The sequence below is a fragment of the Parafrankia sp. BMG5.11 genome (assembly GCF_004337455.1).
In genome coordinates this window covers 54,284-70,787 of sequence record NZ_SJXI01000015.1, presented here as the reverse complement: position 1 = coordinate 70,787, position 16,504 = coordinate 54,284, and the positions used below count along the sequence as shown (strand labels likewise).

Annotated in this window: 9 protein-coding genes; 5 read left to right on the top strand and 4 right to left on the bottom strand. The window is 61.7% G+C overall.

Annotation, left to right across the window (positions count from 1 at the left end; genetic code table 11):
* Window positions 1–6: 6 nt before the first annotated feature.
* Window positions 7–810, bottom strand: a complete 804-nt coding sequence (locus E0504_RS11210) for a phytanoyl-CoA dioxygenase family protein (RefSeq protein WP_131624076.1) — start codon at window positions 808–810, stop codon at window positions 7–9.
* A gap of 2 nt (window positions 811–812) precedes the next feature.
* Window positions 813–1,718 carry an SDR family NAD(P)-dependent oxidoreductase gene (locus E0504_RS11205; protein WP_131624074.1) on the bottom strand — a complete coding sequence of 302 codons (906 nt, stop codon included), beginning with the start codon at window positions 1,716–1,718 and terminating at the stop codon, window positions 813–815.
* Window positions 1,719–1,999: 281 nt separating this feature from the next.
* On the opposite strand from E0504_RS11205, the gene E0504_RS11200 reads away from it, so the two are divergent.
* Together E0504_RS11200 and E0504_RS11195 are read left to right on the top strand one after the other, a co-directional pair.
* Window positions 2,000–4,462 (top strand): TonB-dependent receptor, encoded by a 2,463-nt coding sequence (locus E0504_RS11200; protein WP_165938485.1) that lies wholly within the window; start codon window positions 2,000–2,002, stop codon window positions 4,460–4,462.
* Between the two features lie 137 nt (window positions 4,463–4,599).
* Window positions 4,600–5,868 carry a TetR/AcrR family transcriptional regulator gene (locus E0504_RS11195; RefSeq protein WP_131624071.1) on the top strand — a complete coding sequence of 423 codons (1,269 nt, stop codon included), beginning with the start codon at window positions 4,600–4,602 and terminating at the stop codon, window positions 5,866–5,868.
* Here E0504_RS11195 and E0504_RS11190 read toward each other — a convergent pair.
* Together E0504_RS11190 and E0504_RS11185 are read right to left on the bottom strand one after the other, a co-directional pair.
* On the bottom strand, window positions 5,865–7,127 hold the full coding sequence (locus E0504_RS11190) for a 3-hydroxyacyl-CoA dehydrogenase (protein WP_131624069.1): 1,263 nt from the start codon (window positions 7,125–7,127) through the stop codon (window positions 5,865–5,867). The genes E0504_RS11195 and E0504_RS11190 overlap by 4 nt on opposite strands.
* 16 nt (window positions 7,128–7,143) lie before the next feature.
* Window positions 7,144–8,010 (bottom strand): alpha/beta hydrolase, encoded by an 867-nt coding sequence (locus E0504_RS11185; protein ID WP_131624067.1) that lies wholly within the window; start codon window positions 8,008–8,010, stop codon window positions 7,144–7,146.
* 279 nt (window positions 8,011–8,289) lie between these two features.
* Here E0504_RS11185 and E0504_RS11180 point away from each other — a divergent pair, with 279 nt between their 5' ends.
* The 3 genes from E0504_RS11180 (at window position 8,290) to E0504_RS11170 (ending at window position 15,413) form a co-directional block, all read left to right on the top strand.
* Window positions 8,290–10,464 carry a CoA transferase gene (locus tag E0504_RS11180; RefSeq protein WP_131624065.1) on the top strand — a complete coding sequence of 725 codons (2,175 nt, stop codon included), beginning with the start codon at window positions 8,290–8,292 and terminating at the stop codon, window positions 10,462–10,464.
* Complete coding sequence (locus tag E0504_RS11175) at window positions 10,461–13,736, top strand: carboxyl transferase domain-containing protein (protein ID WP_131624063.1); 3,276 nt, start codon at window positions 10,461–10,463, stop codon at window positions 13,734–13,736. The genes E0504_RS11180 and E0504_RS11175 overlap by 4 nt, the downstream gene beginning before the upstream one ends.
* Window positions 13,737–13,859: 123 nt before the next feature.
* Window positions 13,860–15,413 carry an MFS transporter gene (locus E0504_RS11170; RefSeq protein ID WP_131624061.1) on the top strand — a complete coding sequence of 518 codons (1,554 nt, stop codon included), beginning with the start codon at window positions 13,860–13,862 and terminating at the stop codon, window positions 15,411–15,413.
* The last annotated feature ends 1,091 nt before the right edge of the window (window positions 15,414–16,504 follow it).

Sequence of the window (16,504 nt, the reverse complement as noted above, 5' to 3'; positions counted from 1 at the left end):
CGGCTTTTACCGCCCTTGGCCCGCATGGATTCGCGCGCGCACCTCGGGAAGGATGGCGCGCATCGGATGGCGGCCGTCTACCCAGCCTACGAACTGACAAATGTCGTATCCGAGTAGCTTCTGGACGTCCTCCGGAAGGCTGCTGACAAGCGTCGGATCGAGACTAAGGTACTGGTTCTCCTGCTGTCGGATCCAACCGCAGCAGTAGTTGAGAGAGAGTCCAAAGCGCGGCGCGTCAGTGCGGTTCGCGCCGCCGCCGTGCCAAACTGCGCCGTTCCAGACGAGCACCGAGCCGCGTGGCATCTCGGCCGGGATGGTTGGCTCTCTCAGATCAACCGGGTCCTGCCGGAGGTGGGATCGCGGCACGAGGCGAGTTGCGCCGTTCTGGTGGGTGAAATCAGTCAGCGCCCAGATCGTATTGATGACCAACGGCGGGTGAGGAGCGGACGGATGATAAGCGTCATCCTGGTGAAGGGCTTGCGCCGTCTCCTCGCCGTGGATTTCCATGGTCGAGGCGATTGAAAGTTGGGCCTCTGGTCCGAGCGCGGAGCGTACCAAGCGCAAAACCGCAGGGTTGATGAGCAGCGGATCAAGCACGCGGGTCTTGGCAAACAGGTTGAACACGCGCTTCGTGCGTAACCCGGTGAATTCGTTGCCGCCGAAGCCGCACGCGGCATGCAGGCGGTCCAGCTCAGTCCGCACCGCGCCGATTTCGTCATCCTGGAGTAAATTCTTGATGATCGCGAAGCCGTCGCGAGCGAGCGCACCCTCGTGATTAGCCAGTTCTGCTGCGGGTACAGCCCGGGCCATGGTCAGACCAGGTCGTTGGCGCTAGCCCATGGTCGTCGTCCCCGCTCGCTTTCGGGCCGCCGATCTTCGCCCCACGTCAGGACGAACGGGTTTTCACCCCGCACCGCGCGAGCCACTGTGCCTTCCATGAAGGCACGCCAGTTGGCTCCGCTGAACACGTAGAAGCGGTCCTCCTGCACCGCCTCGAAGGTGGACTGAGCGATCTGCTCCGGCGCCATGCCGCGGCCCTGGAACTCTTCGCTTCCCGCGAGGAACGCCTTGTTCGCGAACTCGCGGTCGCTCCACGGCCGGTCGTCGTCCGGACGATTACGCCAGCTCTGGTGGATCCGGGTAGCGACCATGCCGGGACAAACAATACTAACGCCGATGCCCGTGATCATGGCCTTCATTTCGCTATACAGGGACTGGCTCAGGCCGAGCACCGCCGCCTTGGATGAGCAGTACGGCGCGTGATCGCCATTCCCGTTGAACGAGGCCAATGAACCGGTGTTGATCACGTGACCGCCCTCTCCATGCGCAAGCATGGCCGGTAGGAACGCTCGTATGCCGTTCACCACCCCCCAAACATTTACGTCCCAGACCCATCGCCAATCATCTTCGGCCATCAGCCAAGTCGGACCGGTGATCGATACTCCTGCGTTATTGAAAAGCAGGTGCACGTTGCCGAGCTTGTCCGCCGCCGCAGCAGCCAGTCCCTCGACAGCGGAGAAATCCGCTACGTCGACCTGATGGCCATGCGCTTCGATACCCTGACCGGTCAGGTGCGATACCGCTGACTCGATCGCTTGGCCTTCGATATCCGCTATCAGGATGCGGCAGCCGGCACGGCCAAACCGCTCCGCGAAAGCCAATCCGATACCGCTGGCGCCGCCGGTAATGACAGCTGCCTTGCTTGAGAAGTCGCGCATTTTCAGACCATCCCCTCGATCTCTGACTCAAGGCTTTAAGATCGGGCGGCAGCAAAAACAAACCCATTTTCTCAAAAAATTTTGAAGGCTTCGTCTCGCGCGGTTCAGAAAGTGGGTACACATCGCGCACTGTCAGCGGGGGTTACCCTCCCGAGCAGCCGCGGAGGCGCCAGCCCCTGAGGCAACTTAGCCGATTGACATCACCCGATGCTTGCGTGAAACTCGATTGAGAAAAGCGGTTTGCAGTGAACAGCCGCTCTGTAGGGGAGGATGCAATGAGAATGAGGACGGCCCTTTACCTGTCGTGCACTGCAGTTGCGCTGTCGCCCAGCGCTCCCGCTTGGTCACAAACGAACGATCGGGCCGACCCGACCACGACGCCGGCCGAGGCAGCGGCAGAAGCCGAAGGCGAGCAGGACGCGACCGGTGATGTGGTCGAGGAACGCATGATCATCGTGACAGGAAGCAAGTTCCAGGGGCTTCTCGACAAGCCGCAGGTCGCAACCGTAATCGACGCGGAGGCTCGAAACCTTGCCGGCGTGAACGGCACGCGGGACTTGATTGCCACCCAGCCGGGTTTCAATTTCACCGAGAACTTCGGCATCAATGTGCGCGGCATTGGGCGGCAGACCGCGCAGACACTGCTCGGGCAGGAAAATGCGGTTATTCAATATGTCGACGGGTTCATCAATCTAGTCCCGTCAAACATCGCCGAAAGCACTCTCTTCGGGGGGAACGTCCAGTTCATCCGCGGTCCCGCGGGTACAACGTACGGCCGCAACGCGATTGCCGGCGCGATCAATTTGCAATCCCGTGCGCCCACCAAGGAATTCGTCGGTCAGGCTGCGCTGGGTTACGGGGCCAACGATTTCTACAACATAGGAGTGAATATCTCCGGCCCAATTACCGACAATCTCGGTTTCCGGCTTGGAGCGCAGCGCTTTCACCAGAACACCTACCAGGAGAACTTGGGAAGTGCGGAAGGCGCCGGCTTCGCGGTCAAGAACCTCTACCTTGAACTGCAACTCGAGTGGACGTTGGGTGCTTTTCACATCCGTAACCGCACGACGACATTCCGCTACAGCAACCAGCCCAGCTATCCCACTGTGGCGCAATACAACACCACGGCGGTCTTCGGCGGCCTCTCACCCAATCCTCAGTATAAGTACACTGTCACGCCGCCATCCGAACCGCACCAGATCAACGTCGATTTTGTCGGCTACGACAGGTTGCGCGATAACCTTCAGACCATCACTAATGCGGACCTCGATCTGGGCGGAGCAACCCTCTATTATGTCGGCGGCTACCAACAGTACGTCGCAACTGGCTCAGCTGACCGGGATTTGACCTCGCGAGCCAGCTACAATGCTCTGCCTACCGATCCGTTCGCTCCGGGTACCGTAGTGCCAACCTTCTACACGACGAATTACGACAACGATAACCACTTCATGTCGCATGAACTCAGGCTCGAAAGCGAGCAGGGCTCGGTGATCGACTGGGTTGCAGGCGCCTACTACTTCAAGCAGGAATTCGACGAGCAATACTGGGAAGCGATCCCGACTGGCGGCGACGTCTTGATAACGGGCGGGGGCGGAGGTGTCATGCCGCAGCCAAACCCGCGAAAGGCTGAATACGAACAGCGCAACATCTACGACATCGAGTCGAAGGCGATCTTCGGCAACGTCGCGATGGACATCACCCCTACGATCCGTTTTGACGGGGGGCTAAGGCATACGTGGGACGACAAGGAAGCGCTCACCGACTTCCGTTACGTCTACTACTATCCGCCGTTCTTCGCGGGCGACGTCAGTCCGGCGGTCAGTGCAGCAAACCCCAGCCGTCAGGATGAGGGCCTGTCCGGGCGAGCCGCACTCGCCTGGCGTCCGAACGACAACGACCAAATTTACGTGTCCTATGCGCGCGGCTACCAGTCGTCGGCCTTCACTCTGGGGCAGGGACTGCCGCCGAACAACATTGCCGATTCGCAGCACCTCGACGTGTACGAGATCGGCGGCAAGCTGACTCGCGGCAAAGTGCGGTTCGATGGGTCTGTGTTCTTCCAGAACTTCCACGACATGCAGATTCCAATCTCAGCGGTAAATTTCGTCACCAATCCGACCACCGGAGTGACCGCACCTGGTCCGGTATTCACGCGCTTCACAAATGCGGAGCGGGCCGAAATCTACGGGCTGGAAGCCCAACTCACCTTCGAGCCTACACCGCGCTCAAACATAGTGGCATCGTACACCTACCTGCACCCGACGTTCGCGAGCTTCTGTCCGCCGATCGCCAATTCGACTGAGTGCGGTGTCGTCGACGTCACGAAGCCGCGGTTCCTCAATCCGCCGACCAACACGCAATTGAACCCGGATTACATCGTTGATCTGACTGGCAACGAGGTGCCCCGCACCCCGCGCCACAAGGCGTCACTCTACGGCTACCACGCGATCGACATCGGCCAGGCGGGTACGATCTATCCCGGCGGTACGATTGTCTATCAGAGCAGGTACTTCACCAACGCGTTCGAGCAGGGGAGAGTGGCCGGGCGTGCACTAGTCAACGCCACGCTGACCTATCGCACCGCAAATGAACGGCTGGACATTACCGGGGTCGTCACCAACCTGTTCAACAAAGCTTATTCCGACAGCGCGATAGCGACCAATCTGGGTGGTGCGGGGGTACAGCTCCTCAACACATACGCTGCACCGCGCCTCTGGAATATCACCGCGCGATATCGTTTCTAACATTCGAGAGCTCTCCAACGCCGGTGCTACCGGTTGCCTCGCGGCCCCCCGCTCTGATAGCGGTGGGGCCGCACTTTCTTAGGCGAAAGATCGCGCTTCGGTGCGATTCGAGCCGTTCTGTACTTGGATTTCGCCCAATGCCGCCTGAAAACCTGGCCGCCGCCGCGATCAACGCAGCACCGGGCTCGCGATACGAGCGCAAGAAGGAGGACATTCTCAATACGGCTGCCAGCTTGATCAACCGCAATGGACTGCGCGACACGACCTTGGCGGTGGTCGCGGCGGAATTGGGCATGAACCTCAAGAGCCTGCGGTACTACTTCACTCGCAAGGAGGAACTCGCCTGCGCCGCGTTCCTGCGATCGGTCGAACTGCACGAGGAACTGATCGCATCATCGCGCGATATCGACGATTTCGACGAGCGCATCAGGCACTTTATCGCCTCTTATTTCGCCCTCAAGGGCCGGGTGCGGCGGGGGCAACAGCCGCCATTCGTGCATTTTGGCGACATTCGCTCTCTCGCGGACGAGCGCCGGACGAAAGCAGGCAATCGCTACGTCGATTTCTTCCGCGGGACACGCAGCCTGCTCGATTGTCCCGGCCTTGCGATGCCGGCGGCGCAAAAAAATGCCGCCGCGCATTTCCTGGTGTCTCAACTGCTCTGGTCGGTGATCTGGACCCAGCCTTACGAGACCGAAGATTTCGACCGCGTTGCAGAGCGCTTCACCGATTTGCTTCTCAACGGCATTGCCGCGCGCCCAGTCACCATTCCCGCACCCCCTGGGGAGATGCACAATGCGTTCGAAGACCCCGACCGATTGTCGCAAAACGCGTTCCTTCGGACAGCGACGCACCTGATCAATGACCTCGGCTACCGCGGAGCGACGGTAGAAAAAATTTCGTCCGAACTGAACGTCACCAAGGGCGCTTTCTACCACCATAACGAGACGCGCGAGGAGCTCGTCTCTGCCTGCTTTGACCGTACGTTTGAAATTATCCGCGAGGCGCAGGACAGCGCTATGCGGACCCCCGCGGACGGGCTCACGCGGACGATCTTGGCGGCGAGCTCGCTTGTGTCACGCCAAATGCTGCCCGAGGGCGCGCTGCTGCGCACCTCGGCCCTGACAGCGGTCGGTTTCGAACTGCGCGAGGAGTTGCAGCACCGCATGGGGCGCACCACAATGCGCTTTGCTGACATGCTCAACGACGGCTTACTCGACGGCTCCGTCCGGCCGTCCGATATTCGCATCGCGTCCGAAATGATCACAGCTGCGATCAATTCCGCGCAGGAGCTTCAAAACTGGGTGCGCGAAGCCAGGGCCGATAACGCCGCCGAGCTATACCTGACGCCGTTGCTGTACGGCCTGGGGGCAGCCCGCGACCGGACCCGCGCGCCCCGCGCCTAGAGATCCCCGAACCCGCGACCCTCATCAACCATTCGCTCGAGCAGAGCGGCCGGCTTGTACCACTCGTTGGCTTGCCCCAGCTCGCGCGCCCTGCGGATAATCACAGGAAGTCCCTGGCTATCTGCCCAGCGCATCGGACCTCCCGTGTGGTGCGGCCAGTTGTATCCGTACAACCAGACTACATCGATGTCTGATGGCCGCTGCGCGATACCCTCCTCGAGGATCTTGGCCCCTTCGTTCACGAGCGGGTAGAGGCAGGTCGCTAGGATATCCGCATCAGAAGGTATGGGGGCGTTCTCCGGCCCGCCGTAAACTTCTTGGATCAGCCGTTCGACCACGGGCGAAGGCACGGCAGCGCGGTTTTCATCATAGTCGTAGAAGCCCGCACCGGTCTTCTGTCCGCGGCGATCGGCCTCGCAAAGCGCGTCGCGGAGATCGTCGCCGCTCTTGACGCCCTTGGTCCAGCCGATGTCCAGGCCGGCGAGATCGGACATTTCGAACGGCCCCATTTTAAAGCCGAACTCTTTCAGCACCCGATCAACGTCCCATGGCATCGCGCCTTGCCGCAACAGTTCGCGCGCCTGCACCTGGCGAGGGTAAAGCATCCGGTTGCCGACGAAGCCCGGGCAAACCCCCACGACTACCGCCACCTTGCCTATGCGGTTCGCGATATCAACAGAGGTCGCGATGACCGAGTTCGAGCTCGCTCGTCCGCGAACAATCTCGACCAGCTTCATGACGTTGGCGGGGGAGAAGAAGTGCAAGCCGATGACCGCTTCGGGACGGCCGGTAGCTGCGGCGATAGCGTTGACATCAAGGCCAGAGGTGTTCGTCGCTAGTATGGCGCCCGGTTTCACAATGGCATCCAACCGGGTGAAGATGTCCTTCTTGAGGTCGAGATTCTCGTAAACCGCCTCAATTATCAGATCGCACTGCGCCAAGTCGTTCATCTCGAGCGATCCAGTCAGGCGTGCCATGCGCACGTCGACCTCCTCGGCGGGAAAACGCCCACGGCTCGCGCTACGCTCGTAGTTCCGGCGGATAGTCGCGAATCCTCGATCCAGCGCTTCCTGGCCGGTTTCCACGATGTGCACCGGAATGCCGATGTTGGCGAAGTTCATTGCGATCCCGCCGCCCATTGTCCCGGCACCGACGATACCGACCTTCTCAATCGCGATTAGCGGGGTATCTTGTGGCACGTCATCGACGGTCGCCGCGCGTTCGAGCGCGCGGGAAACATAATCGGCAGTCTCAGTCATGTCGTGCTCCCGTCAATCAAAGGTGCAGGCCGAACCATCGAACGGCTAAATCGGTGGACTGTTCGAAGTACTCGTCATACACGACATAATGCTTGCATGGGTACGTATGATATTCCGCCGGTGCATTCTGGCGGATCATCATGTAAGCGGTAAATCCATGCTCGAGTCGGTTATTGAGTTCTTCGAACTCGGCATCGATGATGAGCGTAGGGACGCGTACCCTGGCCGCTCCGCCTAGCTGCGAATGCTCTACCATCCGCGCTACATCGGGCGTGCCTTTGAGGCCGGGCACGCCGTCCTGGCCGTTTTGCGGCACGAGCGGCTCGATCTCGCCTCGGGCCTTTGCTGCAGCGCGCCCCCGAGCCCAATCGCGGTGTTCAGGCGGGAAGCCAAAGCCGCCAATCTGAGCGACCACAGCCTTGATGCGCTCATCGTTACCCGCAGTGAAAACCGCGTGACCGCCACCGTAGCTCGTTCCCCAAATGCCAATGCGGCTAGAGTCGACGTCCGGCTTTGAGGCCAGGACGTGGAGGCAATTTTTGATGTCGGCCGTTTGATCGATGGGGTCGACGATCTCGCGCAAGACTTGCACTTTCATAGTACGCTCCCCCGCCTCCAACAGCGGAGGGCCGCTGCGCGGGGCGATTACCCGCCCATCGGATTGCCCCCAGCCGCGGTAATCGAAGGTCATGCACAGATACCCGGATTCGGCGTACTTGCGGGCGTAGCGAGCGAGGTGATCCTTTAAGCCGCCCCAGCCATGGCAAAGCAGGATCGCCGGATATCCCTCAGCCGGTTTTGATGAGCTGGGGGTGAAGATTTCCGCGGCGATTCGGGTTCCTTCACTGAACAGTTCAACGTCTCGTTGCTGTATATCGCTCACTTCCGGTTTCCTCCCGTACGAGCGGCGCTCGCCATGATGTTCTTGACATCGCTCACATCCCTAACAACCATACCCCAATTCTCAATAGGCTTGTTCCAAGGAGATGTTCATGGTGGAGGCCGTCAAGTTGGGACGCCCTGGGACGCGCCGAAGGGCAGTCTCCGGGGTCTTGACGGTGCGGTTCGGCGTGGAATGGACGACACGGCCTTCCGGGTTTTCTTCACAGGCGCGAAGCGGAAGTCGATTTCCCGGTGCCGTTCCGGCTGAGGACGGGGTCAGGTGACCTTGGCCCCGCTGAGCGGCGTCACGATACGCGACGATGCGCGAGACGTGGCAGGCCGCTTCTGCGCGCGCCTACTGGCCCAGTTCGGGGCCGAAGTCCGCCGTGACCCCGGTCTGCCCGGCAATTCGCCGACTAGGGGCTCAGATGCCGCTGATCTGTTCGGCAGCTGGCTCGACCAGGGAAAGCTCGACGGCGCGGCGATCGGCGACTTCCCGGCACTCGCCATCCACGACGGCACGGGGGATCGGTCTGCAGCTGACTTTTCGCTCGAGTACAGCTGGTTCGGCCGTGACGGGCCCTACGCGGCGTGGCTCGGAAATGACCAGATCGTCCAGGCGCTCGCCGGCCTTGCCTACAGCTTCGGCCCGGCGGCGGGGCCGCCCCTGCTCGCGCAGGGCTACGGTTCACAGATGATGGCCGGTGTGACCGGGTTCGTCGCGGCACTTGCCGGCATCCTTGCGAAACGTCGCGGCGTCACCCTGAAGAGTGCTCACGTCTCGATTTTCGATGCGGCCGTTGCATTCTCGGAGCCAAATGCAGTTTCTTACGCCCACTTCGGTCAAAGCGCCCGCCGCCTCGGTATCAACCGCTATATCCCGACCTATCCCTGCTCGATCTATGCTGCGCGCGGTGGATGGATTGGAGTAACCGCACTCACTCCTTTCCAATGGCACGCGCTGTGCGATCTTGTCGGGCTGCCTGAGCTTGCCTGCGATCCGCGTTTTGCCACTACGCTCGATCGGCTGGCCTCCGCAGACCTGATCGATACGCTGCTGGCGCCTGCGTTTGCCGAGCGAGATGCGCAAGAATTGGCCGAGTCGGGCCAGGCCGCACGCATCCCGATGGTGCCCCTGACCGATTTCGCATCCACTTCTAAGATCCCGCACTGGCAACATCGGCGCACGTTTGCAGCCGAACTGGGAGGACGGAAGATCGTAACTCCGAAGGCGCCGTTCCGCATAGACTGGAACGGCGCCAGGCTAGCCCTGCCTCCGACGGGCGCTGGCCGCGGGCCGCTGGCTGGGCTGCGGGTAATCGACTTCTCCATGGGCTGGGCGGGCCCGTTGGCAACGCGCACCCTCGCCGATCTAGGGGCGGAGGTGATCAAGATCGAGGCCGAAGCACGGCCTGATTGGTGGCCGGGGTGGGAAAAGCCTGAGCCTGGAACCACGGTCGAGGAAGCGCCTGTGTTCTGCGTCATGAACCGCGGAAAGCGCGGCGTTTCCTTGGATCTCAAGACCCAGCACGGGCTCGCCTCAGCCCGCCAACTGGTGCGCAGTGGTGATGTTCTGATCGAAAATTTCGCGCCTGGGGTGATGGACCGGTTGGACCTGGGGCGGGATGTCCTCCACGCGTTGAGACCCTCTTTGGTGATCATTGCGATGGGCGCGTTCGGCCAGGACGGCCCCTGGCGGGGTTTCCGGGCCTATGGGTCGACGGTGGAGCAGGCTTCGGGTTTGCCGCTCGTGAATGGTCTCGACGGTGGTTCGCCGGCCTTGCAGCATATAGCCTACGGCGATCCAGTTGCCGGCCTCTACGGTGCCGCGGCGGCGCTTCTAGGACTGCTTGGAAGGGAGCGGCTGGGTGGCTGCTTCATAGATTTGGCGCAGGTTGAGGCGCTGTTCCAATTCGCCGCCGAACCCATGATCAGATCGCAGGTCGACGACCAGCTTTCCGGACGCACTGGTAGCCGGCGGGCTGATGAGGCTCCCAGCTGCTGTGTAGCCACCAGTGATCCGGACGAATGGTTGGCAGTAGCCTGCCACGATGAGGCGGCTTGGCATGCGTTGTGCCGTTTCCTAGGCCGGGATGATTGGCTGTCCGATCCCGGCTTGTCCGATCCGGCCGGCCGTAACGTCTCTGCCGCAACCATCGAAGGCGCCATTGCACGCTGGGCGGCAACGCGGAATGTGGTTGATGCAGCGACCGTCCTGCAGGCTGCGGGCGTTCCTGCCGCCCCGGTTCAACCGTTGCAGCGTCTAGTCGCTGATCGGCAGTTGCATTCATCCGGCTATTGGGCCGAACTGCAACGTCCGCACATCGGCCGGCATCTTGCCGGCGCGTTGCCCTTCACGCTGGACGGCAAGCGATTATGCGCCGCGACCCCCGCTCCGATGCTCGGCGAGCATCAGGACAAGGTCTTCGAAAACAGGAATATGCCACCGTCGTGACCATTCGCAAGCTGCTCATCGCAAACAGAGGCGAGATCGCCATCCGGATCGCTGCCACGGCGGCAGAGATGGGCGTAGCAACTGTCATGGTCCACAGTGAGGACGACGCCCAATCGCTTCATGTCACGGCCGGTAGTAATGCGGTGCGCCTCTCGGGCGAAGGACCTGCAGCATATCTGGCGGCAGACCAGATCATCGAAACGGCACGCTCCACTGGCTGCGACGCCATTCATCCGGGCTATGGCTTCTTGTCGGAGAACGCCGCTTTCGCCCGCCTATGCGAGCGGGCCAGCCTGACGTTCGTCGGGCCTGATCCCGCTGCTCTCGATCTCTTCGGAAACAAGATGGCCGCGCGGTCTCTTGCCGGGGAATGCGGTGTGCCAGTTCTCGCCGGCACTGGGGGAGCGCTCACCCTCGAAGCCGCCGGTGAATTCCTGGCCAACGCGGGTCCGGCGGGCGTTATGCTCAAGGCAGTTGCCGGTGGGGGAGGTCGCGGCATGCGGCCGGTGCGCGACGCCGATGAACTCGAGCGGGTTTGGGAGCGCTGCCGGGCCGAAGCGCTGGCATTGTTCGGCGTCGGGGACCTCTATGCCGAAGAGCTTCTTCAGCCGGCGCGGCACCTGGAAATTCAGGTAATCGGCGACCAGGCCGGCAATCATTTCTGCCTGGGAGAACGAGAATGCTCTCTGCAGCGCCAGCGCCAGAAGCTGGTCGAGATCGCGCCGATTGAAGGCGTATCGCCCGCCCTGATCGCTGAGCTACGCGCGCATTCGCTGGAGATGGCCCGCCGCTCACGCCTGCAGTCGCTCTGCACCTTCGAGTTCCTGGTTTCGTCGGACGGAACAAGGATCGCCTTCATCGAGGCCAATCCGCGCTTGCAGGTCGAGCACACGGTGACCGAAGAGGTCACGGGACTTGATCTGGTGCGCTTGCAGCTTGGCGTCGCCGGCGGCTCCCCGCTTGCGGACCTCGGGCTCCTCGAACCGCCGACCGCCCGCGGGAATGCCGTCCAGGTGCGGATCAACCTAGAGACCATGCTGCCCGATGGAACAGCCAAACCCGCTGGCGGCACATTGACCGCCTATTCGCCCCCCAGCGGGCGCGGCGTGAGAGTGGACGGTTTCGGGTACGCCGGATACCGTACCAGTCCCCGTTTCGATCCCTTGCTCGCGAAACTGATCGTCTCGGTTCAAGAAGGCGGTCAGGCCGCCGCCCTCGCCAAGGCCGACCGCGCGCTGTCCCAATTCCGCGTGTCCGGGGCGCCGACAAACGTTGCATTCCTGCGGGCCCTCCTGGCCAGCCCCATGGTCCACACCGGCGAATGGCACACTGCGTTAATCGATGAGCGCGCCGCCGACCTCGTCTTGAGCGCCGGCGAATATGCTGATGAAATCGACCCAACGGGTGCCAGCGCCGCCGCCGAACCGCGCGCGGTAGCCACGATGCCGCACGGCTCGATCGCAGTGAACGCCCCGATGATCGGGACAGTCGTCGAATGCTCAGTGGAGGCGGGAGCGCACGTTCGCGCCGGCGAAGAGATCGCCGTGGTCGAAGCGATGAAGATGCAGCACGGCGTCACCGCGACGGCCGCGGGGCGCGTGTTGCAGGTCCTGGTCGCGGTAGGTGACACTGTCGATGCAGGTCAGCCGCTGGTGTTCCTGTTGCCGGACGCGGATCAGGAGGTGGTCGCCGCCGCCCAGGGACCTGAGCGCGACCTTGACGTGCTTCGAGCCGACTTAGCGCAGGTCGTCGCCAGGCAACTCGCCGCACTGGATGAGGCCCGCCCGGATGCCGTTGCCAAGCGCCGCAGAGCTGGCAAGCGGACCGCCCGCGAAAACATCGAGGATCTTTGCGACCCAGGCAGCTTCGTCGAGTACGGTCGTCTCGTCGTGGCCGGTCGTAGCCGGCGAGCGAGTTTCGAGGAGCTGATCGATTCAAGCCCCGCTGACGGCCTGGTCATGGGCACCGCTACGGTGAACGCGGCGCATTTCGGCCCGGAGCGTGCGCGGATCGCTACGATGGCATACGATTATACGGTATTCGCGGGCACCCAAGGGGCGCGCAATCACATTAAGACCGATCGCTTGGTGGAATTGGCCGAGCGCTGGCGCATCCCGCTGGTGTTATTCGCCGAAGGCGGCGGCGGCCGCCCAGGTGATACCGATGGGGGCGGGTTTATCCGCGCGTTCGAGTTATTCCCCAAGCTGTCCGGGAAGGTGCCCACGGTGGGGGTTGTCGCTGGTCGCTGCTTCGCCGGCAACGCGGCACTGCTAGGCTGCTGCGATGTCATTATCGCGACGCGCGACACAACGTTGGGAATGGGCGGTCCCGCGATGATCGAGGGCGGAGGGCTCGGCGTCTTCGCACCCGAAGAGGTCGGGCCGGCCGCCGTCCACGTGCGCAACGGGGTAATCGACATTCTGGTGGACGATGAGGCGCAGGCCGTGGATCGGGCGCGGGACTACCTCAGCTATTTTCAGGGGCAAGTGTCGGAGTGGGCTTGTGCGGACCAGCGGCTGCTGCGCCACGCGATCCCCGAGAACCGTCTCCGCAGCTACGACATCCGCGCCCTCATGGAGACGCTTTGCGACAGCGGCACCATTCTGGAACTGCGACGAGGCTTCGGACTCGCGATGGTCACAGCCTTGGCCCGGATCGAGGGGCAGCCGGTTGGCCTGATCGCGAATGACCCGGCGCATCTGGGGGGCGCGATCGACAGCGATGCAGCGGACAAGGCAGCGCGATTCATGCAGATTTGCGAGCGGTTTGGGTTGCCCGTTCTGTCCCTCAGCGACACCCCCGGCATCATGGTTGGGCCCGAAGTTGAGAAAACGGGTCTGGTTCGACATGCAGCGCGAATGTTCCTCGCCGGATCCAATCTAACGGTCCCGATCCTGTCGGTGGTGCTGCGAAAGAGTTATGGGCTGGGAGCCATTGCGATGACCGGCGGCAGCTATCAGGCGTCGGCATTCTCGGTTGCGTGGCCAACCGCCGAATTCGGCGGCATGGGTCTCGAGGGAGCAGTCAAGCTTGGGTACCGCAAGGAGCTTGATGCGATTGAGGATCCAGCGGAGCGCCAGCGGTACTTTGAGTCAATGGTGGCCCGCCTGTATGAGCACGGAAAGGCATTAACGACGGCCGCGACATTTCTGATCGACGACGTCATCGATCCTGCCGACACCCGCCGCTGGATCGTCGCGAGCCTCCAGTCGGTTGGCGGCCCGGGCGCACGGCGCCACTCCGCTGCACCAAAGTGGATCGACAGCTGGTGAAGGGCGCTTGAGAAAATAGGTATTTGCCGGTTGCACTTTCATGCACCTGGTATAGCCTGATCCGGACAACATAACCCGAGTGGGATTCAGTGGAGGCGATATGCTGAGGCGAGAAACAGCGCCGTGCGCAGCGTGTTCGGCAACAGGGGGGCGCCTGCAATGACCGCAGCCCCTGGAACTCTGCCTCGGCGTAAAAAGACCTTCTTCGACAAGATCGCCTACGGCTTCGGATCCGTTGCCTATGGCGTGAAGGACAACGGGTTCCAGGTCCTCCTGCTGCTCTATTACAATCAGGCTCTCGGGCTCGCCGCATCCGCGGTCGGCTTTGCGGTCATGATCGCGTTGATCTGCGACGCAATTTCCGACCCCATCATCGGTCGCATGTCTGACAACCTCAGGTCGCGCTGGGGGCGGCGGCATCCGTTCATGTACGCCGCCGCGCTCCCCGTTGCCATTTCCTACTACTTCCTTTGGAACCCGCCCGCGGGCCTGCAAGGAGACGGACTCTTCTACTACTTGCTGTTTCTGATGATCGCCATTCGAACGTTCATCACGTTTTATGAGATTCCAAGCAGCGCGCTGGTGGTCGACATGACAGAAGACTACGACGAGCGGACCTCGTTCCTCAGCTTCCGTTACTTTTTCGGCTGGGTCGGCGGGCTGACGATGGCCGTCGCGGCCTTCAGCGTGTTCCTGCGGCCGAGCCCCGAGTACCCGAACGGCCAGCTCAACCTTGAGGGCTACTCCCTCTACGGTTTGACGGCCTCCCTGATCATGCTGACGGCCATCGTTGTGTCAGCCGTGGGCACACATCGCCATATCCCGACGTTCCGTCCCACTCCGCCCAAGGAGCCCTTCGTCCTCTCCAAGTCGGCTCGCGAGATCTTCGCCACCCTGACCTTCAAGCCGTTCATGATCATGCTTGGCGCAACGTTTTTCGCTTATGCGGCTGCCGGGGTGGCGGGATCGATCCTAACCTACTTCCGAATCTATTTCTGGGAGCTCACCGGCGACCAGATCTCGATCTTGCTGTTCGGCAACTTTGCCTCAGTTTTCATCGCCCTGTTTCTTGCGCCGCGAGTGGCGTCCCGGATCGGCAAGAAACCGGCCGCGATTCTGTTCGCTGTCCTGACCATCTTCATGAGCCCGCTGGCCTACATTGGCCGACTGCTGGGTGTACTGCCCGAAAACGGCGATCCGATGCTGGTCGTGATCCTATTTTCCACCAGCTTTATAGGAACCATCCTGTCCATGAGCTCCGGCGTCATAGGATCCTCAATGATTGCCGACATCGTTGAAGATTACGCCTCGCGCACGCGCAAGTTTTCAGCGGGGCTGTTCTTCTCGGCTAATAGTTTTGTCCTGAAGTCGCTTTCGGGCGTCGGGGTGTTCGGCGCTGGGTTGATCCTCGACTTCGTGAGTTTTCCAGAAGGTGCCGAGGTCGGCTCTGTCCCGCAGTCGGTGCTCACCGACATGGCACTGGTCGAGATTCCCGTACTCGCATCGTTGCAGGTCATCTCGCTCCTGTTCGTCCTGGCATATCCAATTTCGCGCATCCGTCACGAGCAAAACTTGCGCGAGATCGCTGCTCAGGATGAAGCACGCGAAGCCGCGGCCGAGATGCAGGCGGTCGAGAGCGAAGACGCGCGAAATCCGACCGGCCGCGCTATTGTTTAGCTTCGGCCGTCAAGCCGCCAGTGGCGCTTCTGAATGCACAATGCTTTTCGCGCCATTCACTCAGATGGCGGCTGGTTCGCTCTTGGCCCAACTGCAGTCGCTGGAGCGAGTCCTACTAACGTACTCGCGATATTCGAGAGCGCAATGGTTGCTCTGAGTGAGGTTGTCCCCGCTGCGACCACCATTAGACAGAATCCCGCAAGACGCCTGGTAGCGCCCCATCACAGGTAATTTTGGTCACGCGAAACGGCCGCTTAAGATATTCGGTCGCCAGAAGCTGCCTGTCCGCTCCCGGCCCAAAACCGGTCATTCTGGCGGCCCGCCCACGATGACGGGGCTTTGGCGCAATTAGCTTTGAAGCCTCCGAGCGCCTCCACCCCAGAGAAACAAATTGCTCCCGGTGCGGCTTCTCCCGTATAAATAGGTCCACAGCAGCAATGCCTGCATAACATCGTTCAGGGTATTATCACCCGGGTGGACCCGCCCGAAAACGTCGCTGGGGCCTTCATTTGGTGACCCACGAGGCGAGGAGAACGACCGTACGAGACGGACAGACAAGCTCGCACGCACGCTTGTCGATGATACGGCTGCTCGGCGAGACACTGCTCTCGCAAAAAGGCACTCAAAAGAAGGTGAGCTATGTCCAAATGCCGGGCAACTCACCTGGGGCGGACAGTTCGTTCATATGCTGATCCGCCTCGCTGGAGAGAACCACCTCTCCTAACCGTTTTCGCAACATACATGCCCGCTGGGCAAGACCTCATGCATCGACTGGATAGCTTGCGCTGTAATCCCACATGATGAGACCATCCCGACCAGCACGCCGAGAGGCAAACAGGTGATGTAGCGGGATACGGGCCGACAATGCCGGTCTCGGGAAACCACCGGCTTCGGGTAGAACCGATAAGCGGCCTATGAACAGCTTACAAAGGGCTCAGCGGAGCACTCGAGCAAGTATCCTCCCCCACCCTGGTCATGACCCAAGATCATCGATCCAGGTGGGGGGGGATAACAGCATTGGGTCTAGCGATGCTGAAACAGATCCACCAGCGATCAGCAAAGGCGTCAGGAATAGCCCGCTCCCGAGCGAT